Annotated in this window: 21 protein-coding genes; 15 read left to right on the forward strand and 6 right to left on the reverse strand. The window is 56.9% G+C overall.

Going from position 1 to position 20,342, the window contains the following annotated elements; genetic code table 11:
• The first annotated feature begins 32 nt into the window (after nucleotides 1-32).
• The 4 genes from KOE80_RS11475 (at nucleotide 33) to rfaE2 (ending at nucleotide 3,749) form a co-directional block, all read left to right on the forward strand.
• The gene (locus KOE80_RS11475) at nucleotides 33-662 is read left to right on the forward strand and encodes an SCP2 domain-containing protein (RefSeq protein WP_226349180.1); all 630 of its coding nucleotides are present in this window, start codon (nucleotides 33-35) and stop codon (nucleotides 660-662) included.
• A gap of 2 nt (nucleotides 663-664) precedes the next feature.
• On the forward strand, nucleotides 665-2,221 hold the full coding sequence (gene ubiB / locus KOE80_RS11480; RefSeq protein WP_022983639.1) for a ubiquinone biosynthesis regulatory protein kinase UbiB: 1,557 nt from the start codon (nucleotides 665-667) through the stop codon (nucleotides 2,219-2,221).
• A 174-nt stretch (nucleotides 2,222-2,395) separates the two neighbouring features.
• The gene (locus KOE80_RS11485; RefSeq protein WP_026484472.1) at nucleotides 2,396-3,265 is read left to right on the forward strand and encodes a ferritin; all 870 of its coding nucleotides are present in this window, start codon (nucleotides 2,396-2,398) and stop codon (nucleotides 3,263-3,265) included.
• 1 nt (nucleotide 3,266) lies between these two features.
• Complete coding sequence (gene rfaE2, locus KOE80_RS11490; protein ID WP_009458698.1) at nucleotides 3,267-3,749, forward strand: D-glycero-beta-D-manno-heptose 1-phosphate adenylyltransferase; 483 nt, start codon at nucleotides 3,267-3,269, stop codon at nucleotides 3,747-3,749.
• Nucleotides 3,750-4,081: 332 nt separating this feature from the next.
• Here the strand turns inward: rfaE2 and KOE80_RS11495 are convergent, their stop codons facing one another.
• The 6 genes from KOE80_RS11495 to KOE80_RS11520 all read right to left on the reverse strand — a co-directional run bounded on the left by KOE80_RS11495 (nucleotide 4,082) and on the right by KOE80_RS11520 (nucleotide 11,450).
• The gene (locus KOE80_RS11495) at nucleotides 4,082-5,404 is read right to left on the reverse strand and encodes a TolC family outer membrane protein (protein WP_226349181.1); all 1,323 of its coding nucleotides are present in this window, start codon (nucleotides 5,402-5,404) and stop codon (nucleotides 4,082-4,084) included.
• Between the two features lie 15 nt (nucleotides 5,405-5,419).
• Nucleotides 5,420-6,100, reverse strand: a complete 681-nt coding sequence (locus KOE80_RS11500; protein ID WP_035270341.1) for a protein-L-isoaspartate O-methyltransferase family protein — start codon at nucleotides 6,098-6,100, stop codon at nucleotides 5,420-5,422.
• A gap of 176 nt (nucleotides 6,101-6,276) precedes the next feature.
• Complete coding sequence (ltrA, locus tag KOE80_RS11505; RefSeq protein ID WP_226349182.1) at nucleotides 6,277-7,968, reverse strand: group II intron reverse transcriptase/maturase; 1,692 nt, start codon at nucleotides 7,966-7,968, stop codon at nucleotides 6,277-6,279.
• Between the two features lie 1,113 nt (nucleotides 7,969-9,081).
• Nucleotides 9,082-9,777, reverse strand: a complete 696-nt coding sequence (locus KOE80_RS11510; protein ID WP_035270343.1) for a 5'-methylthioadenosine/adenosylhomocysteine nucleosidase — start codon at nucleotides 9,775-9,777, stop codon at nucleotides 9,082-9,084.
• A 40-nt stretch (nucleotides 9,778-9,817) separates the two neighbouring features.
• A complete protein-coding gene (gene thiD, locus KOE80_RS11515; RefSeq protein ID WP_022983636.1) occupies nucleotides 9,818-10,636 on the reverse strand; it encodes a bifunctional hydroxymethylpyrimidine kinase/phosphomethylpyrimidine kinase in 819 nt (272 codons plus the stop codon).
• 7 nt (nucleotides 10,637-10,643) lie between these two features.
• Nucleotides 10,644-11,450: a thiazole synthase gene (locus KOE80_RS11520; RefSeq protein ID WP_009458704.1), complete on the reverse strand. Its 807-nt coding sequence runs from the start codon at nucleotides 11,448-11,450 to the stop codon at nucleotides 10,644-10,646.
• A 595-nt stretch (nucleotides 11,451-12,045) separates the two neighbouring features.
• Here KOE80_RS11520 and KOE80_RS11525 point away from each other — a divergent pair.
• The 11 genes from KOE80_RS11525 to KOE80_RS11575 all read left to right on the forward strand — a co-directional run bounded on the left by KOE80_RS11525 (nucleotide 12,046) and on the right by KOE80_RS11575 (nucleotide 20,316).
• Complete coding sequence (locus tag KOE80_RS11525) at nucleotides 12,046-12,387, forward strand: hypothetical protein (protein WP_009458705.1); 342 nt, start codon at nucleotides 12,046-12,048, stop codon at nucleotides 12,385-12,387.
• 110 nt (nucleotides 12,388-12,497) lie between these two features.
• Nucleotides 12,498-12,836, forward strand: coding sequence for a hypothetical protein (locus tag KOE80_RS11530; protein WP_179136473.1), 339 nt, complete (start codon nucleotides 12,498-12,500; stop codon nucleotides 12,834-12,836).
• Nucleotides 12,833-13,771, forward strand: a complete 939-nt coding sequence (locus KOE80_RS11535) for a CorA family divalent cation transporter (RefSeq protein ID WP_009458707.1) — start codon at nucleotides 12,833-12,835, stop codon at nucleotides 13,769-13,771. Before KOE80_RS11530 ends, KOE80_RS11535 begins: the two co-directional genes overlap by 4 nt.
• Nucleotides 13,772-13,814: 43 nt before the next feature.
• The gene (locus KOE80_RS11540) at nucleotides 13,815-14,114 is read left to right on the forward strand and encodes a hypothetical protein (protein ID WP_226349183.1); all 300 of its coding nucleotides are present in this window, start codon (nucleotides 13,815-13,817) and stop codon (nucleotides 14,112-14,114) included.
• A 3-nt stretch (nucleotides 14,115-14,117) separates the two neighbouring features.
• A complete protein-coding gene (locus tag KOE80_RS11545; protein WP_115634437.1) occupies nucleotides 14,118-15,071 on the forward strand; it encodes a CorA family divalent cation transporter in 954 nt (317 codons plus the stop codon).
• Complete coding sequence (locus tag KOE80_RS11550; protein ID WP_226349184.1) at nucleotides 15,068-15,970, forward strand: CorA family divalent cation transporter; 903 nt, start codon at nucleotides 15,068-15,070, stop codon at nucleotides 15,968-15,970. Before KOE80_RS11545 ends, KOE80_RS11550 begins: the two co-directional genes overlap by 4 nt.
• 145 nt (nucleotides 15,971-16,115) lie before the next feature.
• Nucleotides 16,116-17,834: a porin gene (locus KOE80_RS11555; protein WP_226349185.1), complete on the forward strand. Its 1,719-nt coding sequence runs from the start codon at nucleotides 16,116-16,118 to the stop codon at nucleotides 17,832-17,834.
• A 388-nt stretch (nucleotides 17,835-18,222) separates the two neighbouring features.
• The gene (locus KOE80_RS11560) at nucleotides 18,223-18,540 is read left to right on the forward strand and encodes a hypothetical protein (RefSeq protein ID WP_035270349.1); all 318 of its coding nucleotides are present in this window, start codon (nucleotides 18,223-18,225) and stop codon (nucleotides 18,538-18,540) included.
• Between the two features lie 11 nt (nucleotides 18,541-18,551).
• Nucleotides 18,552-18,806 (forward strand): hypothetical protein, encoded by a 255-nt coding sequence (locus KOE80_RS11565; RefSeq protein WP_226349186.1) that lies wholly within the window; start codon nucleotides 18,552-18,554, stop codon nucleotides 18,804-18,806.
• A 14-nt stretch (nucleotides 18,807-18,820) separates the two neighbouring features.
• On the forward strand, nucleotides 18,821-19,333 hold the full coding sequence (locus KOE80_RS11570) for a sigma-70 family RNA polymerase sigma factor (RefSeq protein ID WP_035270353.1): 513 nt from the start codon (nucleotides 18,821-18,823) through the stop codon (nucleotides 19,331-19,333).
• A 5-nt stretch (nucleotides 19,334-19,338) separates the two neighbouring features.
• Nucleotides 19,339-20,316, forward strand: coding sequence for a FecR family protein (locus tag KOE80_RS11575; protein ID WP_226349187.1), 978 nt, complete (start codon nucleotides 19,339-19,341; stop codon nucleotides 20,314-20,316).
• Nucleotides 20,317-20,342 lie beyond the last annotated feature (26 nt).

Here is a 20,342-nt window from a genome sequence, read left to right on the forward strand (position 1 = left end):
GACTGGTTTACTCGCCCCGGCAGTAGACTTGCATGGACATGCTTGGTATCCCTTCATTCCTAGAACCTGGCGCCGTGGGCGTGCGTTTGCTCAATGCCTTGCTTGATCGCGAGGATTGGGCGCGTGAGCGTTTGTGCAGCCATGCAGGCAAAACCGTGTCGCTGATTGTGGGCCGTTTGCAACTGGTCTACACCATCAGCTCTCAAGGAAAGCTGGAGCAAGGCCATCCTGCCGTCGTGCCGGATGTCACGTTGACACTGCCTCAGGACAAGCTGCCTGAACTGCCACAAATTCTTCAAGATGGCGATTTCAGTCGTGTCGCCCAGTTAATGCATGTGCAAGGCGAGGCCGGCCTGGCCAATCTGGTGTCGGACCTGGCGGCCAATCTGCGCTGGGATGCCGAACACGATCTGGCCAGAATCGTGGGTGATGTCATGGCGGTGCGCCTGTTCAGCGGGGCGCGTCGGGCCTTTTCCGGGTTAAGGGATCTGGGCCAGCGTCTGGCAGGTAATGCCAGCGAATACCTGACTGAAGAAAGCGCCTTGCTGGTTACCCGCCCCGAACTGGAACGGATGCGCGAGCAATCGGCTGGTTTGGTCCAACGCCTGGACGAACTGGACCAGCGTTTGAAACGTCTTGACGCGCGTCGGCGGGAGTCCTGAGCATGTTCTCCTTGTGTCGTCTGCTGACCATTTTGCTGGTTGTATTCCGTTATCGCCTGGACGAGCTGGTGCTATCGAGCATCCGCCACCCTTGGGCATCACGTATGTTGCGCATTGTGCGCCTGGGTCGCAAACCCAAGCTGCCACGTGGCGTACGTTTACGGTTGGCCCTGGAAAGTCTGGGGCCCATCTTCGTTAAATTCGGCCAGGTGCTCTCCACTCGCCGGGATTTGATCCCGCTGGATATTGCCGAGCAACTGGCGTTGCTGCAGGACCGCGTGCCGCCATTCCCTTCGGAGGTGGCGGAAGCCACAATTCAGAAGGCCCTGGGTGCTTCGCCTTACGAACTGTTCCAGAAGTTTGATCGCGAACCCATCGCTTCGGCGTCGATTGCGCAGGTTCACTTTGCCGAGCTGCATAATGGCCGCGAAGTAGCCGTGAAGGTGTTGCGCCCTGGCATGCGCGAGGTCATCCATAAAGACTTGCGTCTGATGCGCGTGCTGGCTGCGTTCATGGAACGGCTGGGCCCGGATGCCCGTCGCCTGAAACCGCGCGAAGTGGTGGCCGAGTTCGACAAGTACCTGAACGACGAGCTGGACCTGATACGCGAAGCCTCCAACTGCAGTCAGCTACGCCGCAACTTCACCAAAGATGTAGAGCGTACCCAGCTGTTGATCGTGCCTGAAGTGCATTGGGACTATTGCGCCTCGACCGTGTTCACCATGGACCGCATGAAGGGCATCCCGGTCAACCAGATTGATCGCCTGCGCGCCGCCAATGTGGATTTGAAGGATCTGGCCCGCAAAGGGGTAGAAATTTTCTTCACCCAGGTGTTTACCGACGGTTTTTTCCATGCCGACATGCACCCCGGCAATATTTATGTCTCGGATGCACCGGAGAGCTTGGGCCGTTATATTGCCCTGGACTTTGGCATTGTGGGTTCGCTGTCCGAGTTCGACAAAAACTATCTGGCGCAAAACTTCCTGGCTTTTTTCCGGCGCGATTACCGCCGGGTGGCTCAATTGCACATCGAGTCCGGCTGGGTGCCACCTGAAACCCGTGAAGAGGAGCTGGAAGGCTCGGTACGCGCGGTATGTGAACCGTATTTTGATCGGCCCTTGTCCGAGATCTCCCTGGGGCAAGTGCTGTTGCGCCTGTTCCAGACCTCGCGCCGGTTCAATGTAGAAATTCAGCCGCAGCTGGTGCTGCTGCAGAAAACCCTTCTGAATGTGGAAGGGATGGGGCGGGATCTGGATCCGGAGCTGGATCTGTGGGATACCGCCAAACCTTATCTGGAAAAGTGGATGTACCAGCGTATTGGTCCATCGGGCTTTTATTCGCGTTTGAAACAGGAAGCAGGGCAGTGGGCCCAGATCATGCCGCAGCTTCCGCGTCTGGTGTATTCCGCTTTGAATAGGCCAGAGACAGGGCAGGCGTTGAACCAGGAACTCAAGCTGCTGCGCCAGTCGCAGCAGCAGACCAACCGATTATTGACTGCCTTATGTGCTGTATTGGCGGTTGCGGTCGGGGTGGCCATCTGGGCTTTGGTGGGGCGATAAGTGTGACGACCCCGCAACGCGTCAGTTTTTTTGTGGCTGACATATTTCTGATAACTGCAGGTTCTACGATAGACGCAGGTCCGCCAGCTGATTGCTAAGCTGGCGCTTTCCGGCGCCTTCCGGACGGTGAATGGCCGCCCTCAAGGAACCGCTTGATTCTTTTTAGGAATCGTTATGCTTTACCATGACTTATTTAAATCCATGGAAGCGGTGCGCTGGAATTTTGCGCATGACATACCGTGGGATGACTTTGATGGCAGCAAGCTTACAGACGAGCAAGCCTACACCATCAAAATGAACGCCATTACCGAGTGGGCAGCCTTGCCTGCTACCGAAATGTTCCTGCGTGACAATAAAGATGACAGCGATTTTTGCGCCTTTATGTCCGTGTGGTTCTTTGAAGAACAAAAGCACTCGCTGGTTCTGATCGAATACCTGCGCCGTTTCCGCCCCGAGCTGATGCCTACCGAAGAAGAACTGCACAAGGTGCGTTTTGACTTCGATCCGGCCCCGGCCATGGAAACGCTGATGCTGCACTTTTGCGGCGAAGTGCGCCTGAACCACTGGTACCGCCGTGCTGCCGACTGGCATACCGAGCCGGTGATCAAGGCCATCTACAAGATCGTGGCTCAGGACGAGGCTCGTCACGCCGGTGCTTACTTGCGCTACATGAAGCGTGCCCTGGTGCACAAGGGCCAGGAATTTGGCCTGCAAGCCCGTCTGGCTTTCTCCAAGATTGGCGTTCTGATGGCTTCGGCCCATCGCACCGCTCAGGCGCTGCATCCCACCAACTTGCACGTGAACAAAGCCATGTTCCCCGAAGATACCGTGCAGTCCAAGCTGCCATCGCCCGGCTGGCTGGAAAACTGGCTGGATACGCAGATTCGTTTCGACAAGGAATGGGAGCACAAGGTCAGCTCGCGCATCTTGCACAATATGTCGCTGCTGATGGGGAGCTCGTTCGAGACCGTGCAGGAACTGAACCGCTACCGCAAGGATCTGGCACGTCAGGTCGGCTCTGATTCGACGTTGGTGCAGGCTTGATATGAGCGCACGTTTCGAGGCCAAGGTGATGGGTCTGGATGCCTTGCGTGAAGCGGTGGAGCAGGGGCGCCTGGCGCGCCCGCTGGTCTTTACCAACGGTGTGTTTGATATTTTGCACCGTGGGCATGTCAGCTACCTGGACGAGGCTGCCCAATTGGGTGCCTCGCTGATTGTCGGTGTGAATACCGATGCCTCGGTGCGCCGTCTGAACAAGGGGCCGGAGCGCCCCATCAATCCCGAGCAGGATCGCGCTGCCTTGCTGGCTGCGCTGGCCTGCGTGGATGCGGTGGTCTTGTTTGACGAGGATACGCCCGAAGCCCTGATCGCAGCACTGCGCCCGGACCTGATCGTCAAGGGTGGCGACTACGATATGGAAGCCTTGCCTGAAACGGCCTTGGTGCGTAGCTGGGGTGGTGATGCTGTCGCAATTCCCTTCGAGTTCCAGCGTTCCACGACAGCACTGGTCAAGAAGCTGCGCGACTAAAAGCACAGGACAAATTGATGTGTTGAATCCCGGCTTGGTCCGGGATTTTTTTTGCTTCTAAGTCGTGAGCTCGAGGTTCTGCTGATGCCCAGGATTGCATGGCGTTTGAGATATGCCGGGGCATTGGGCCCAAGCCAGACCGGGTTGCTAATGCCACTGTCAGTGCCCGGACCAGGTTTGATGTGACCCTCTTGCTTGATCGGGCTTGCTTGGCGTGTCTGTCTCAGAGGCAGATATTGAGCATATTTCGGAGATACTAAATCTGGCTGGAGAGGTCTCGCTTTAAAGGCCAGATTGCGGTGCCTAGTCTGTATTTTTTGCCAGCGCAGGCTTCAGGATGCCGGTTCAAGCAGATCGTTGACAGCACGCAGATCGTTTTCGTTCAAGGTGCCGCTGGCTGCTTTCAGGCGCAGGCTGTTCATCAGAACTTCGTAACGCGCTTGGGCCAAGCTACGTTGCGCTTCATACAACTGCTGTTGGGCATTGAGTACATCGATGTTTACACGTACACCGACCTCGTAAGCCAGCTTGTTGGCCTCCAGGGCGTCCTGACTGGATTTGGTGGCTGCTTCCAGTGCCTGCACACGGACCAGACCTGTGGTGACGCCAGAGAAGTACTGGCGCGTCTGCTGGATGGATTGCTGAATAGCGAACTGATGATCGTAGCGGGCCTGTTGCAGGCGCGAGCTTTGTTCGCGTACTTGCGAGCTGGTTTCACCACCACGGAAAATCGGGATGCTTAACTCCAGACCTAAAGCGCTGTTCAGCGAACGTGGGCCACCGCCCGCTTGGCCAAACAGAGTCTGGTCGCTACCGCTGCCGGTTTGGGCTTTCAGGGCCAGGGTGGGTTCGTGCAGGGCCTGGGTGCTTTTCAACTGCTCTTCGGCAGCACGGGCCTTGATATCAGCCAGTGCCACGGTCAAGCCGGATTGGCTGGACTGATCCAGCCAGTCTTGCAAATTCGCAGGCTGCGGGGCGGGAAGGCGTAAAGGCTCACGCAGGCGCGCCAGCGTGTCATAACGCTCCAGCGTCAGCGCAGCCAGCTTGTCCTGAGCCACCTGCAGGGCATTTTCAGCCTGCAAGACGCCAGCCCGGGTCAGGTCCAGGCGCGATTTGGCTTCGTAGGTATCGGTAATCGTGGTGCCACCCAGCTGAAAGTTCTGATCAGCAGCACGTAATTGCGCGTCAATGGCGGCTTGCTGGGCTTTCAGGGTAGACAGCGTATCTTGCGCAGCCAGCACATCAAAATAGCTTTGGCTGACGCGCAGCATCAAATCTTGCCGATCCAGCGTCAGTTGAATATCCGCGCCCTGCGCCAGTAATTGGGCGCGTTCGTAACGGGCCCAGGCATTACGGTTGTACACGGGTTGGCTCAGCGTCAAGGTCCAGGCAGCTCGGTCACTGGAATGCTGATTGGACAGCTTGCTGGTTTGACGACGCTCCTGCAGTTCGGCTGTGCCGATGGCGCTGATCTGTGGCAACAGCTGTGCCCGGCTTTGGGGTACTTGTTCCTGATCGGCTTGATGCGCAGCTTGCGCAGCGCCAAACTGCGGTTCATGTGCCAGGGCCTGGTTCCAGGCCTGCAGCAGATCTTGCGACTGGGCGGTGCTACTTAAGGCAAGCAGCGAAAGCAATGCCAGGCGCAAGGGAGTCATGAACCGCATATGTGCTTAAAAGCGGAATTGCGAAACGGCGGTGCCGCGCAACGGTTTGATCCAGGTGTCGAACAGGGGTGTAGTCTCGAAGCTGGCCGCGCTGGTGCGAGTAATACGTACAGCCGTCATGACCGGGTTTTGACCGACCACTACAACCAGACGGCCGCCGATACAGAGCTGGTACTTCAAAGCATCAGGAATGGTGGGCACGGAGCCGGTGACCAGAATGGCGTCGTATTCGGTGGTGCCCCAGCCTGCGTGCGCGTCACCCACTTCAACCTTGACGTTGCGCACATTGTTGCGCTGCAGGTTTTCCTGGGCGAAAGCGGCCAGTTTGCTGTCAATTTCGATGGAGGTAACTTGTTGGGACAGGTGAGCCAGCAAAGCAGCCTGGTAGCCCGAGCCGGTACCAATTTCGAGCACACCGTCGCTAGGCTGCAGCAGCAGCTCTTGAGCCAGACGGGCTTCGACTTTGGGCGAGAGCATGGTCTCGTGCGTGTCCACGGCATTGATGATCAGTGGCAGCTCGGTGTCCGAAAAGGCCGAAGGGCGCAAGGACGAGGGAACAAAGCGTTCGCGCTGGACCTCGACCAATGCTTGCAGCACTTTTTCGTCGGATACGTTCCAGGGACGGATTTGTTGTTCCACCATGTAGTAACGGGCACGTTCGAGTTCAGACAGCGCAAAATGGTTCATAGCTTCCAGAAAACTAAAGGCTTGGGTAGGGTAGGAACGATCCATTGCTGGATCATCCCCCCCTAAGAACCGGACTTGCGACTTTCACCGCATCCGGCTCAAGCACAACACGTCCAGCAGAAAAAGGATTTTCAGATTATATCTCTGATCACCTTTTCCGTCTGGATTCGAAGCCCTTATCGGGCCGGTTTCGCTACCTGCAAACCAAGGGTATGCACCCGTATGTGACAGACCGGGTGCAAAAGCACTCGGTTCGAGAGGGCGTCTGACCCACCATCCATCCGATAAACCAGGTGGTGGTCATGCCATCCGCTTTCGTAGTCCAGAGGTTCCCCGCACAAGGCGCAGCGCCCTGCTTGGGACACATATAGTTTTGCAGTCTCGGTTCGATAGGCGATGCGTTTAAGCAGTCGCTTCGTCCTTAACTGTTCACCATAGACCTCCCACGATGAATCAAACGGGTTGTACTCTCCCTTGATCTTCTCGTGCCTCACGATCTCTGTATCAGCGAGCCTCAACAGGGTGATCGGGAAGGAGCCTTCTTCTGTCCATATTGTTGCAGCAAACTCGTTCCGACCTGCGATGCTTTGCCAGTAACGGCGGTGGCACCAGGGTCGAGACTTATTCGGATGTCGTCGTCTCGTCCAGCGCACGAGGCGCCAGTAGATCAGATTATCCATCCGACTAAAGGTTTCTTTCGCCACCACCGGTTGGTGGTACTGCGCCCAGCCCCGTAAAACGGGGTTGAGCTTGGCAATGAGATCCTCCTGTTTCACCATCAAGTGCGTTTTTACGATCTCTCTGACCTTACGGTAGAACGCTTGCACGTTCTTCTTGCTGGGCTTGATGAGCAACTTTCCTTTGTACTTGCGAAAGTTCCATCCCAGAAAGTCAAAGCCTTCGTCTATGTGTACGACTTTCGTCTTTTCCGGCGATAGTCGCAGTCCTCGTTGTGCAAGGAAGGTTTCTATCCACGGCCTGATTTCAGCCTCCAGCAATTCTTTCGAATTGCCGGTGATCACAAAATCGTCGGCGTACCGGATCACATTGACTTTCAGCTTCGTGGCTTTCGTCTTTCCATATTGCGCACCGAGGTACGCTTTCAGGTCTGATTCGAGCCCGTTTAAACACACATTTGCCAACGTGGGCGAGATGATTCCGCCTTGCGGCGTCCCTTCTTCGGTTGGCGAGAGGCGGCCCTTGTGGACAACCCCGGCTTTCAACCACTTGCGCAGGACGACCTTGTTCATGGGAACATGGTCAACCAGCCATTGGTGGTTAATGTGGTCAAAACAGCCTTGAATATCCGCCTCCAATACCCATTGGGCCGAAGCCTTTTTGGATGTGCAGACAAATATCTGTCCCATTGCATCCGCCGTTGAGCGTTGTTTCCGAAAGCCGTAGCTGTTCGGGTCGCTCGTGGTTTCTGCCACGGGTTCAAGCCCCAGCAAATGCAAAGCCTGCATTGCCCGGTCGAACAGCGTGGGAATGCCCAAGGGGCGTTCTTTACCGTTCGCTTTGGGGATATAGACCCGCCGCAAGGGAAGAGGCTTATAGCCTCTTTGCTGCCTTAACCTGCCTATCGCCGCCCGTTTCAGGGCAGGAGTTTCCCAAAGCTGACGATCGACACCGGCCGTTCGCTTGCCTTGGTTTTCAGTAACCCGTCTTACCGCCAAGGCTCTGGCGGAAAACGAGTGGGTTAAAGAGCGTTGCAGGGCCTTGACCCTGCGCCAATCATTATCCCGCGTCGCCTTCGCGATACGTTGCTGCGTTGTTCGCACGAATTGCTCGACTCGACGCCAGTCAATGGCGTGCCAGTCTTGCGGCTCGTGTGAGGACGCAGAACCACGGGGAGTGGTCTTTCTCATGCTTTCCTCTTTCCGGTTATCCCGTTAAAAGGACGCACAACGTCCCCGAAGGGATGGTGTACATCCCCTCGGGGTGGTTTGAACGTTTGCAGTCGTCTTGCGACGGTTGCACCTAGTGGAAGTGGGCGTGCTTTCGCACCGGAGCAGAGCCCTATGCCACCCATTACAGGCGGCCATTCGCTTTTTCCACTTTCCCATACCCCCTCATCCAACAGCTCTCCTTGCGGTTTGCCTGCCAAGGGTGTTTACACACCTTGGCGGATAGTGGGGCTTACCACGTTCCCTGATCTACCGACTGATTACGATTTACATCGCAGTCGGACTCTCCGTTTAGGGCTCATCTCTCCTGGGACTGCTTTATTGACGACGTGTGGGAATCTTTGACTTCCACAGCCAGCAGCACACCTTTTGGTTATGGCTTGTCAGCAGATTTAGCCATTCAATCGTTACCCAGGTTCAAGCGATGATTCACATTACGTTGCCCATGCGGAACTAGCCTAGCCCCTTAACCGCCTTTCTGCTGGCAGTGTCCACCCTGACCCTCACAGGTCAGAAGTGCCGCTTACGCGGGGGTACGTTGTCTGGTGAGCTTCGCACCCGCCCATTACTGGTCGAGCACGTCACCGTAGGCTACGTGTGGTCGTACACACGGTTATGGCACTTCCTTTCAGAAGGCATAACAAGGCAGATCAGAGCTTGCGCTCTGCGGTTTCACGTTATCCAAGTCAGCTAGTTTTACGCACACAAAGAGTTCCATTCGGTATCGCAAGGATGCCGTATGGATTACTCGGGTTTGGAGTGTCTAGTTACCCAGTTGGGCAGTCTAGGGGGCGTAAGAATACGGACGAGCGTTTGATAAACGTCGCCGTAAGGCAGAGTCTCTTCCGTAGAAGTGTTTCTATCGTTTGAGACACCAGCCAAGGCTGGGTCGTTGACTTGTGTCAGGCACCGGGGTGCGCTGACTGATAGCAGTGAAGTAATACCCTGAACCTGCTCCTTGGGGGAGTAGGTCGTTCGGTTCTCAAGGGTTGAACCGACGCAGAAGCGACATCTACGTGTCGCACCAAAGAGCCGATTATAAGCCAGCACATCGATAAAGATGCGCAGTTGGGCTTAGCAGGACGGCACCATTGCATGGAGCAAGGTGCTGGCGTTGTTGACGGCAATGGGCAAGAAGGTATCAAAATCCATGTGCGCTTCACTGTTAGCATTGTCTGAAATACTGCGTATGCAGACAAAAGGTACCTTGTTCAGATAGCACACCTGGGCAATGGCGCCACTTTCCATTTCGCAGGCTAAAGCGTTGAAGGTGGCGCTTAACCACTGTATTTTATCGTTACATGCGATAAATTGGTCGCCGGTAACAATTCGGCCCGTATGAACCTGGTGGCCTTCGATCTGCTGGGCGGCGGTTTGAGCCACGGTCAGCAGGGCGGGATCGGCGGGGAAATCGAAGGTATCCAGACGGAAAACCTGTCCCGGCGCCAGACCCAGGGCTTTCAGTTCCACATCGTGCTGGACCAGGGTATCGGCAATGACGATATCGCCCGGCCGGATGCTGGGCTCAACCGCACCCGCAATGCCGATATTGATAATGCTGCCCACGGCAAATTCCGAGATCAGCATCTGGGTGCAGGCGGCGGCGTTGACCTTGCCCACGCCGCAAACCACGGCCACAACGGGCTTGCCCAGATAGCTGCCGCGATGAAAATCCATGCCGGCGCGCTGGATGGTCTGGGGCTCTTGCAAGCGCTCCAGCACAATCTCCAGCTCTTCGCGCATGGCGACAATAATTCCAAGTGTAGACATAAGACAGGGGCCTTCAAGCGGCCCGATCAAACGGCACGTATCAGGACGATGGCCACAGTTTATGGAAGTGATGCACCGGACCGTGTCCGCTGCCCACTGTCAGTTCACCCGAACGGGCAATGGCTTCGTACAAGTACTTTTTGGCAGCCAGAGCAGCGTCAGGCACATTGCTGTATTGGGGTAGCAGGGCGGCCAGCGCAGCCGACAAGGTGCAGCCGGTGCCGTGCGTATTGGCAGTATCAATACGCTTGGCGGGCATTTCGATCATCTTGTCGCCATCGTGTAGCAAGTCTATGCAGTCCGAACCGGGCAGGTGACCGCCTTTCAGGAAGACCCAGCGTTGATCGCTGTGATTCATCAGGCGACGCAGACGCTCGGCAGCCTGACGCATTTCCTTGACGGTTTCTACCGGGCGGGCGTCCAAAAGGACACCGGCTTCGGGCAGATTGGGCGTGATCATGGTGCACTGGGGCACTAACTGTTCACGCAGGGCATGGACGGCCGACTTTTCCAGCAGATGATCGCCGCTTTTGGCGATCATTACCGGGTCCAGCACCAGATGCCTGGGTTTGAAGTGAGCCATGCGCTCGGCCACCACGGTGGTGACGGCCTCCTGGCCCAACATGCCGATCTTGACACCATCAATGCGCACATCGGCAAACAGCGTATCAATCTGCTGGCGCACAAAGTCGGCAGGAACCGGGCTGATACCGGTTACCCCTTGAGTATTTTGTGCCGTCAAAGCGGCAATCACAGCGGTGGCATAAGCACCCAGGGCGCTCATGGCTTTGACATCAGCCAGAATACCGGCGCCGCCGGAGGGGTCAACCCCGGCAATGGTCAGCGTGTTGGGAATCATGTCTCAATCAGGTACGGGAGTGAATCAGCCCTTCAGTGGGGGAGCTGGGGTCGGCATCGTAGTATTTGCGGGGCACACGGCCAGCCAGATAAGCCTGACGACCGGCTTGTACAGCCAGGTTCATGGCGCTGGCCATCATCACAGGCTGGCGGGCACCGGCAATCGCGGTGTTCATCAGGACACCATCACAGCCCAGTTCCATGGCAATAGCCGCATCCGAGGCTGTACCGACACCGGCATCGACCAGCACAGGCACCTTGCTCTGATCGATGATCAGGCGCAGGTTCCAGGGGTTGATGATGCCCATGCCCGAACCGATCAGGGAGGCCAAGGGCATGATGGCTACACAGCCAATATCTTCCAGCATACGGGCCTGGATAGGATCGTCGGCGCAATACACCATCACATCAAAGCCTTCATCCACCAGGGTTTTGGCGGCTTTCAAGGTTTCGGGCATATTGGGGAACAGATTGCCGGAGTCGCCCAGCACTTCTAGTTTGACCAGTTTGTGGCCGTCCAGCAGTTCGCGGGCCAGACGCAAGGTACGCACGGCGTCCTCGGCGGTATAGCAACCTGCGGTGTTGGGCAGCAGGGTGTATTTGGAGGGGGGCAGGTAATCGAGCAGATTGGGCTCGTTGGCGTTCTGGCCGATATTGGTGCGGCGAATGGCCACCGTCACAATTTCAGCGCCGCTGGCTTCAATAGCCTGACGAGTTTCATCAAAATCTTTGTATTTACCGGTGCCTACCAATAGCCGGGATTGGTAGCTGGTTCCGGCCAGGATAAAGGGATCGTTGTTCACTGTTTGGGTCATGGTGGTGCTTTGTTGCGCATCCGTCTTTGTTGACGGATAAAGAATTGGTTTTTTGCTGGGCAAACACTGCAAGAATAATCCATTTGGCCGGTGCCCGCAGGAAAACCCGTATGCCGGCTTGCTGGTGTGCGGTAGGGATTTGGCTCGGGCAGGGGGCTGGCCACGGATGCGAGCCTGATTGGCCTGTGGCTGTGGCAAATATATACCTTGGCATATTCGCCTTATGTTTAAGGCCATGCGCAAGGCCCCAATGCAGGCTGGCCCTGCCAGAGTTGCGATGCGAAAATTCTGTTGTTCCTCAAGAACGGGATTTTTCTTGAGGGATCCGTAGATTTCATCCGTTCTTTCTGTTTTATCGCTCGGACACAAGCCTCAGGTGCTGATGTACCTGGGGCTTGAGTTCGATTGGCATTGTTTGATTGTTAAAGGAGCACGTTCTTGGGCCCTGACCCTGAATCTGAAAGACGCACATTTGCGTTGCGCCCCGCGTTTCATGTCCGCATGAAACCCCATTGCGAATTGAGCACCGGCTCCAGGTTCCTCACGGTCTAAGACGTGTGGGGCGCTTCTGTGGCCGTGTGCCCAGGAGAATCTCATGCTGTTTTCCCGCCCCCACGATAGCTTGCAGCGCGCTTTGCGTATGGCTGTCGCCACTTACCGCCCTGTCGCCGTGTGCGACTTGCTGGCCTCGCACGGCACCCTGGCTTTTGCCCAGGCCTTGCCCGAGCTTTCGGCTCGTGTCCGCGCCGATGTTCTGGCCATGCTTCCCGAGTTTGATCGCAGTCAGGTCTACAACGCCATGCATACCGGCGTGCGAGTAGGGCATTTGGGTCGCCGCCGCACTCATGGCCCGTCGCCCAGCCTGTTCACCCTGTTCCCGCACCGCTACGGCACGCAGGACTGGCTGCGTGAGTATCGCCAGCCCCAGCGCTCTTGAGCACTGGACCCTACCCCTTTTCTGTTCAACCTGTCACAGCAGACCAGCCCATGCGGGGTTCGCACCGTCATGGACGGCTGCTGTGGCTTTCATCAACCCAAAAGAGTGCTATGCCGCAAACCATTCCCTCTTCCTTGAGCAGCAAACCGTATCAGGACAACTCGCTGGCCGCCCAGGTCTGGACCCGCTCGGCGCGTCGCCCCAGTGTTGCACCGCTCAAGGGTCGCAAGCGTTGGTCGCGCTACGAGCGTCTGTCCTTTTCCATGCTGCTGTCTTCGTGGGGCATTTTGATTGTGGTGGTGAGCTGGCTGTTTTTCAGCAACTCGCACCTGGAAACCCGGACCAGTTCTACCTCCGGCTCGCATTCCAGCTTTTACATGGGTACCACGACGCCGTCGCCCGATGCGTCCAGCACCCAAGAGACCCGTTCTGATGGAGATCAACAATGACGGACCAAGGTAAAACGCCGCCGCTCTTTGGCAACGACGGCCAGCCCAATAACTGGATGCGCATCAGCATCCATGCCACCGAGCAGATCAGTGGCCTTCGTAAAAAGCTGGGCGTGGAAATTCCACAGACCTTGCAGAACAGTCCCACACAGGAAGGCCCCTTCAGCTTTGTGCCTGTGACGTTTCTGAACGTGGACAAGGGTCAGAAGAAAGCCAGCCGTGTGGTGTTCATCCTGAGCCGCGAAGCCTTGGTGTCCATTGAACCTGATCCCAGCCCCAAGCCACTGGCCCAGGCCCTGCAGCGCTTGCAGCGTGATGGTCGCGAGAACGACGCCTTTGAAAGCTTTGCGGTGATTTTGCAATCCATTAACGATGCCACCGATGAACTGCTGGACTCCCTGAGCCACGATCTGGGCAAGGTGCTGACTCAGACCAACGCCGTGCTCAACAGCCTGGAAACCAAGGACCGGGACTTTGGCGTCAGTGATGTGGTCTCCACCCAGATGGATTTGAGCGAAGTAGAAGAACTCTTGTCCGACTGCCTGGAAAGCCAATTGCAGCTGGCCATGGCTGCTCGTCATGCCCTGGCGCGTTTACCCGCAGATCAGGAAAAACTGAAGCCTGTTTTTCATACCCTGATCGACGACATCGAGGCCGTGGAAAAGCAGGTGAACTTTGTGCACGATCGCGTCCGCCTTTTGCAGACCACCAACAATATGGCGCTGAACGTGAAGCAGAACCAGATTGTGAAAGTGTTCTCGGTGGTGACCGCCGTGTTCCTGCCCGCCATGCTGATTTCAACCTACTACAGCATGAACTTTGCCTATATGCCGATTCTGCAATGGGAGCACGCCGAGATAGTGGGGATTATTTCCACCGCCTTGTTCTCCATGTTGCCGCTGATCTATGTGAAACACCGGGGCTGGCTGCGCTAGAGCGCGCTGCCTTTGATACTTAAATGAATGGGAAGAATTTCGTATGTTGAACACACTGAAAAGCAGTACCGAGGTGGCATCGGCAGGCTCGGATAAATTACGCGGACTGGTTTGGAATGAAGACTTGAGCCTGCAGTCGGACTCCAACGCGGCCGTCCAGCAGCGCCGTCAGGCCATTGACCGGGCGCGTGCCAACCGCCCACGCACCGCGCATATCGAGCGCGAAATCATGATTGCGGTGGTGGTGCTGTACATCCTGATTCTGGGCAGTTTTGCCGGTCTGCATTTGTATGGCCACTACATGGTTTCCCCGGAAGCGGAACAGGTACAAAGTGAGGACTAAGCCATGACTGAAAAAAAACAGGGGGGCGCGGTGGTGTCCAGCCTGAGCGACAAGCGCGGGCAAAAAACGGCATGGTTGCAGCTGTCGGCCAGCCGGCACGATGAACTGGCCGAGGCGCAAGCCAAACTGGGCCTGGACCTGAGCGTCAAACGGGGCCGTGCTGCCGCGGAAGAAGCGGGCTTTATTCTGATTCCCGTGGAGATGGTGATACGTCAGGGCCAGCAGTACCGCGAAACCAGCCTGCTGTTCGCCTTGAGCAAGGACCGCCTGATCAGCGTGGAGCAGGACGTGCGGGTTGATACTTTGGAGCGAGTCAGCCAGCAGTTGAACGCCAGGGCAGAGGCCGGACAAGCTGCGCCCAGCCCCGCGTCAATTCTGTTCATGATCCTGCAGGCTCTGAACGACCAGGCTCGTGCCACGATTTCCGATATTGCCGGGCGTCTGGACGAGCGCAGCGATACGGTGGCGGCAGCCAGTGGCGGCTTTGATACCTCCGGCCGTCAGGCCGGGGTAGCGGATATTGCCAGTACCGCTATCGGTCTGGGTGAGGCCGAGGAACTGGTCGCCAAAACCGTGGAAGGGCAATTGATGCTGGCTCGCGCAGGTCGTTGGCTGCGTCGTACGCCCGGTGGCGAAAGCGCAGAGAACCTGTCCATGTTGCTCTCGGATATTCAAAGCTTGCGTCGCTATGCCCGCTTTCAGCACGACAAGATCCGCAACTTGCAGCAGTCCTTGATGACCACGCTGGATTTGAAGCAGAACCAGGTGATCAAGGTCTTTACAGTGGTTACTGCGGTGTTCTTGCCGCCTACGCTGATCGCGGCGTTTTACGGCCAGAACTTTGCCAATATGCCCGAGCTGGAAATTATCGGTGGCGAGTGGCTGGTTATGGGCATGACCGCCGTATTTGCCTTGGCTCCCTTGGCCTATGTAAAGCGTAAAGGGTGGATGCGATGACGGCCCGTTTCAAGGATATGGCTTCCTGGCGGCGCTTGCAGGCCCCTGACCGTCAGGCGCTGGAAGATCTGGGCAAGTTGTATCGCGTGGATTTGCTGCCACAAGCCCAGGCCAGCCTGGGGATGGCCACACGCATACGCTGTGTGCGAGTGAGTGACGAACAGATGCAGGTGTCTGACCTGATCTGGTGTTTGGGGCAGGACAATCAGCCTTTGTATACCGTGGAAACTGGCCATCGTCTGCTGCGTCCCGGCCAGGCTCTGGAGCGCTTGAGTGCCCAGGAAATGTCCTTGGCCAGCTCCCATGCCCTGGCTTTGACTTTGCTGTATCAATTGCTGGCGCAGACCTCGCAAGTGCTGGACCGTATTGATCAGGGCCTGAGTGTCTCGACCCTGTCCTTGCGCGGCTTTCTGTCCAATGTCGGCACGGACTATTCGCGCGGTGCCGAGGACATGATTGATCTGGACAGCCATATGGCAACCCTGCACAAACCGCTGTCTCATGTGATGCATTCCATTGACGATCTGGAGCAGGCCGCACAACGCTTGCGCCGCTGGGTGTATCAGGAAAAAAGCCTGGAGTTGAGCCGAGTGGACGAGCTGATTGCCGCCATTGAAGGCATGCAGCGCCGTGCGCATTTCGCCATTGAACGCCAGCGTTTTCATTGGCGTGCCGCCGGAGAGTCCGTGGCCATGAGCGACCTGAACGTGACCAAGGTCTTTACGGTGCTGTGGGCCTTGCTGGTGCCCGGTACAGCCTTGATCAACTGGTACGGTCAGAACTTCCATGTCATGCCCGAGTTATCTTGGGAGGGCACCATGTGGGTGCAGTTGGTGACCGTGTTGGTGTTGACGGCGGTACCGATCTGGACAATCAAGAAATCGGGCGCGTTGCGTTAAGGGGGAGTGCTGTGTGCTGGCCCGGTTAGGCGCTAACTCCTACCCGAATCAATTCGCGATTTTTGTCTTTCCACTGCGACGGTAAACACATCCTTAGCTTTTCAGAGCGGGGTGGCCGTCCCTGTACCAATGTGTAGAGGTCCCCATGAATGCAAGCCGGTTTTTCCATCCCGATCACAGCGCCGTCGTACACCAGAGCCCGGTGCGTCTGGTACGCCGCGCCCACTGTGCGCTGAGCTACTACGCCACCCGCAGCGTGCCACAAGTGTTGCAAGCCTTGAGTACCCAGCGCCATGGCCTGGCCTTTGATGAAGTGTTGCGCCGTCTTATACAGAACGGCCCCAATCAAGTACGGGTACTGCGTTCCAGCCCTGCTGATCTGACCCAAGTGGTCCAAACCATGAAAAAACAAACCTGTCAGGTGCGCCGCGATTTGACCATGTACGATCTGGCACGGGATCACCAGTCCCGCGTGCCGGCTCGTATGCTGGTGACTGGCGATATCGTGCTGTTGTCTGCCGGTGATTACGTGCCGGCGGATCTGCGCTTGATCCATCAGGATCACCTGATTCTGAACCGCGCCATTTTGCAGGCTGCTCCCGATACATGCGCCATGGGCGACCAGGTTGTGGCCGGGACCGCACAAGGTGTGGTGGTGGCGACGGGTAATCAAACCTTGTTAGGAGTTCTGATGCGTGAACCTGTTCCTGTGGCCTGCGGCTGGCGTCGTGTGCTGGAGTGCAGTCCTTTTCAATTGAGCAAAGCCGCTTCTTTGGCAACTGGCGTGGCCCTGTTTGGTCTTGCAGGAGCGCTTATGATGCCCAGCCACAGCCATGCTGAAACCTCGGTGCAGCTCTATGGCACTTTGGATGCCGGTTTGGGTTGGACTCGCGTGAGCGGTGAAGGCTCGCAGCGCGACGTATTAAGCGGTGGGCAGACGGACTCGCTGTGGGGGATTCGCGGCCATGAGGATCTGGGCGATGGGCTGCGTGCCACCTTCAATCTGGAAAGCGGTATTGATCTGGCTACAGGCCGGGCCGAGGATTCCGGGCGTCTGTTCAACTATCAGGCCTGGCTGGGTCTGGGCAGTGATAACTGGGGCGAGCTGCGTTTTGGACGCCAGTACACCGTGGGCCAGGAATTTGTCTCTGCCATTGAAGTAGGTTCCTGGAAAGACTTTGGCATGGGCGCTTTGATGCGTGCCTCGGACAACTACCAGATCTCCAATCAGTTCAGCTGGCGCAGCCCGGAATGGGCGGGTATGCAGTTAGGCGCCAGCTATAGCGCGGATGTGGGCGAGCAGGGCCTGGGAGGGTCTCGCAGCAAACTCTATAGCCTCGCTTTGCGCTATGAGGACGGCCCCTGGCTGTTGGGGGCCAGTTACGAGAGCTTGAGTCGTGTCGAGTCCCGTCGTCCTACGGCCTGGCAATTGGGTGCGAGCTATGACTTTGAGGTAGCCCGTCTTGCAACTGGCTGGAGCCGTCAGAGCAATGGCTTTGTGGGCCTGAATGGTGATGATGGTCCTGCCCATCTGCAAGACAAGGGCTTGGAAGGCTTGGGCCCGGCGGAGTTCATCAACGGTGGCCGACTGGACACCTGGTATGTGGGCACGGCGATTCCTGTAGGCAAGGGCGAGTTCCAGCTGCAATGGTCTTTGGGCCGTCCGAACTGGACCTGGGAGGATACCGATGAGCGCGCACGTCGCATTCAGGTGATGTCTGTGGGCTACGTGCATGCCTTGTCGCCCCGAACCAGCGTCTATGCCTTTGCGGCTCAAGGACGTCGCTTTGATATGGAAACGGCAGCCAGTGCCAGCGAACCGCGTAGCAGCCGTGTGGCTTTGGGTGTGACGCATCACTTCTAATGAAATGGCCGGTTTCCTGCACCTGAGTCCGTGTTCTCACTGGCCCTGGCGCAGGAAGGTCGGGCAGGGCTGAGTGCTTGTGGGGACGGTTCAGGAGACATATCCCTAAGTATAAATTTGATGTCTGCAAGGCGATGGAACGTGTGCCAATGCCTGGCGGACAAGCCCACACTCAGATGCGAAAATACTGTTGGTGCAAAAACCGTTGCACCTTCTTTTTTAACTACTCACGTTTAAAAGTAAATGGACCCTGATCCTTCTTTATGGCTTTGTTCCTGTAAAGGACAAGCCTCCTTAATGACCAGTCAATTGGACACTGGACCACAAAGCGGGCCCCTCTGATGAGGTGAGCACTCTTTCTGGACCCCTGTGTCCGAAGGAGAATGCTATGTTCCGCCTCAACCTGTTTCGTTCCACCCCACACAACAACGCTCTGCAAGACGCTCTGCGCCTGGCCGCATCCCGCCAGCGTCAAGGCTACCTGCTGGAGCTGCTGCAAACCCACGGTGCTCGCGAGTTTGCTTACGCACTTAATGACCTGTCCGGTCGCACCATCGAAAACGCACTGTCCACACTGCCCACCGTGGAGCGCAGCCAAGTCCTCAAGCATCTGTCCCGTCGTGCCAAAGCCCGTCTGAACGATGTAGAAGGCTTTCGCTACCAGCCCACTCATGCCGTGCTGACACTGCCTTCTTTTGTGATGTAAGAGCTTGGCAGATGCCCCTGACATTCGGGGCGTACTCCGGCGCCGCGGCAATGATCTGTGCAGAGATCGTTGGGCGGGCATGGCTTTATAGCTATGCCCGCCTTTTTGATTGCAGCCTGAACGCACTTCTTTTTTTTACGGCCCTGCAGGGCGAACAGTTGTTTTCATCGATGATCTGTCGTGAGCAGACGACGCTTGCGACGCTCGCAATCAGAATCCCTGCCTTTTCATGTCATAATTTTGGAATGAGAATGATTATTGATTAGTTTAATCAGGGTCTATGGACTATTCGTCAGCGCCCATAGGGATGGGAGATTTCTATCAAGATCACCGTAGCTGGTTGTTGCGGTGGTTGCGCGCGCGTCTGCATTGCAGCTTTACGGCGGAAGATCTGGTGCAGGACACCTTTGTGCGTCTGCTGTTGGCCCCCTCTACCGTTCATCATTTACGTCATCCTCGTGCGTTTCTGGCTACCACGGCCAGAAGGCTGTTAATTGATCGCAGCCGACGCATGGCTGTTGAGCAAGCCTATCTGGAAGCCTTGGAGGCGACCTTGGCCGAAGGGGCGCAAGCACCCTCGGCAGAGCAGTGCGCCCAAACCCTGGAGGCGCTGGCCTTGTTGGCTCAGGCTTTGGACGAGTTGCCCGCGCGGGCTCGCATGGTGTTCCTGAGCTGCTATCTGGATGGGGAAACGCAATCAAGCGTGGCCAAGAGCTTGGGGGTTAGCGAACGCACTGTGCGTAATGATCTGGTGCAGGCTTTGCTCCATGTTCAGACCTTGATTCCAGCTTGAGCCCCATGTCCAACGAGGAGATAGAGCGACAGGCCGCCCAATGGGTTGTGCTCTTGTCTGATCCCGAACAATTCACCGAACAGGCCCAAGCCGAATTCATGGCCTGGCGTGCGCAGGACCCGCGTCACGAAGCGGCGGCTGCAGGTATGGAAGCGGTCTTGGGCAGAGTCAGAAAACTGGCGGTACAGGCCAATACCACCCCTGGCCGTAGTGCGCTGGATGCAGGATTGTCGGCGCGTCCCAAGCTGTTGCGTGATTGGCGTCAGGGCATGATGCTGCTGCTCTGGGCTGTGGTGTTTATCTTGCCGATTCTGGCCTTTGTATTGCCCTGGTCCAATCAGTCCGTACAGACCGCTGCCGGAGAATGGCGCAGTGTGGTGCTGGAGGATGGCACTCGTTTGGAGTTGGCCGGAGCATCAAAGGTCAAGATTTTGTATAGCAAGCAGTACCGGGATATTGAGCTGCTGGAAGGGCAGGTCCGGGTGGTGGTAGCCAAGCAGCCGGATCGACCCTTGCGGGTCTTGAGCAGCCAGGCGGTATCGCAAGCCTTGGGAACTGAATTTATTGTGCAGGAACAGCCGCAAGGCACGCTGTTGACGGTGCTATCTTCTCGGGTGCTGGTTTATCCGCGCCCCCAGGGCCCGCAAGCCGCTCGCGAGTTGGGGCCAGGCGATCAGGTGCAGATCAATGCGCAAGGCCTGGGGGCGAACCGCCAGACCGATGTAAGCCGTGTCATGCGCACTTGGGACCAGCGGCAGTTGCTTCTGGAGCATGTGCCTTTGACGCAGGCTCTGGAGCAGATCACTCGCCAGTACTCCGGCAAAACACAGATCAAGCCGCAAGGCATGGAAGGCTTGACGGTCAGCGCTGTCTTGCCTGCCGACAAGCCCTTGTCGGCTCTGGCTTTGCTAAAGGACTTGTATCCCCGATTGCAGGTGCAGAACATATCAGACCAGGGATTGATGATTAATTTCAGGCCTTGATTGCCGCTTTTTTGAGCTCGTGCGTC

This window comes from Alcaligenes sp. 13f, from assembly GCF_020496585.1.
In the GTDB taxonomy this organism is placed as follows: domain Bacteria; phylum Pseudomonadota; class Gammaproteobacteria; order Burkholderiales; family Burkholderiaceae_B; genus Alcaligenes; species Alcaligenes phenolicus.

What these genes read in the sequence shown, in the direction of transcription:
- KOE80_RS11475 (WP_226349180.1), top strand. Translation starts at nt 33, where the DNA reads ATGGACATGCTTGGTATCCCTTCATTCCTAGAACCTGGCGCCGTGGGC.
- ubiB (WP_022983639.1), top strand. Translation starts at nt 665, where the DNA reads ATGTTCTCCTTGTGTCGTCTGCTGACCATTTTGCTGGTTGTATTCCGT.
- KOE80_RS11485 (WP_026484472.1), top strand. Translation starts at nt 2,396, where the DNA reads ATGCTTTACCATGACTTATTTAAATCCATGGAAGCGGTGCGCTGGAAT.
- rfaE2 (WP_009458698.1), top strand. Translation starts at nt 3,267, where the DNA reads ATGAGCGCACGTTTCGAGGCCAAGGTGATGGGTCTGGATGCCTTGCGT.
- KOE80_RS11495 (WP_226349181.1), bottom strand. Translation starts at nt 5,404, where the DNA reads ATGACTCCCTTGCGCCTGGCATTGCTTTCGCTGCTTGCCTTAAGTAGC.
- KOE80_RS11500 (WP_035270341.1), bottom strand. Translation starts at nt 6,100, where the DNA reads ATGAACCATTTTGCGCTGTCTGAACTCGAACGTGCCCGTTACTACATG.
- ltrA (WP_226349182.1), bottom strand. Translation starts at nt 7,968, where the DNA reads ATGAGAAAGACCACTCCCCGTGGTTCTGCGTCCTCACACGAGCCGCAA.
- KOE80_RS11510 (WP_035270343.1), bottom strand. Translation starts at nt 9,777, where the DNA reads ATGTCTACACTTGGAATTATTGTCGCCATGCGCGAAGAGCTGGAGATT.
- thiD (WP_022983636.1), bottom strand. Translation starts at nt 10,636, where the DNA reads ATGATTCCCAACACGCTGACCATTGCCGGGGTTGACCCCTCCGGCGGC.
- KOE80_RS11520 (WP_009458704.1), bottom strand. Translation starts at nt 11,450, where the DNA reads ATGACCCAAACAGTGAACAACGATCCCTTTATCCTGGCCGGAACCAGC.
- KOE80_RS11525 (WP_009458705.1), top strand. Translation starts at nt 12,046, where the DNA reads ATGCTGTTTTCCCGCCCCCACGATAGCTTGCAGCGCGCTTTGCGTATG.
- KOE80_RS11530 (WP_179136473.1), top strand. Translation starts at nt 12,498, where the DNA reads ATGCCGCAAACCATTCCCTCTTCCTTGAGCAGCAAACCGTATCAGGAC.
- KOE80_RS11535 (WP_009458707.1), top strand. Translation starts at nt 12,833, where the DNA reads ATGACGGACCAAGGTAAAACGCCGCCGCTCTTTGGCAACGACGGCCAG.
- KOE80_RS11540 (WP_226349183.1), top strand. Translation starts at nt 13,815, where the DNA reads ATGTTGAACACACTGAAAAGCAGTACCGAGGTGGCATCGGCAGGCTCG.
- KOE80_RS11545 (WP_115634437.1), top strand. Translation starts at nt 14,118, where the DNA reads ATGACTGAAAAAAAACAGGGGGGCGCGGTGGTGTCCAGCCTGAGCGAC.
- KOE80_RS11550 (WP_226349184.1), top strand. Translation starts at nt 15,068, where the DNA reads ATGACGGCCCGTTTCAAGGATATGGCTTCCTGGCGGCGCTTGCAGGCC.
- KOE80_RS11555 (WP_226349185.1), top strand. Translation starts at nt 16,116, where the DNA reads ATGAATGCAAGCCGGTTTTTCCATCCCGATCACAGCGCCGTCGTACAC.
- KOE80_RS11560 (WP_035270349.1), top strand. Translation starts at nt 18,223, where the DNA reads ATGTTCCGCCTCAACCTGTTTCGTTCCACCCCACACAACAACGCTCTG.
- KOE80_RS11565 (WP_226349186.1), top strand. Translation starts at nt 18,552, where the DNA reads ATGCCCCTGACATTCGGGGCGTACTCCGGCGCCGCGGCAATGATCTGT.
- KOE80_RS11570 (WP_035270353.1), top strand. Translation starts at nt 18,821, where the DNA reads ATGGACTATTCGTCAGCGCCCATAGGGATGGGAGATTTCTATCAAGAT.
- KOE80_RS11575 (WP_226349187.1), top strand. Translation starts at nt 19,339, where the DNA reads ATGTCCAACGAGGAGATAGAGCGACAGGCCGCCCAATGGGTTGTGCTC.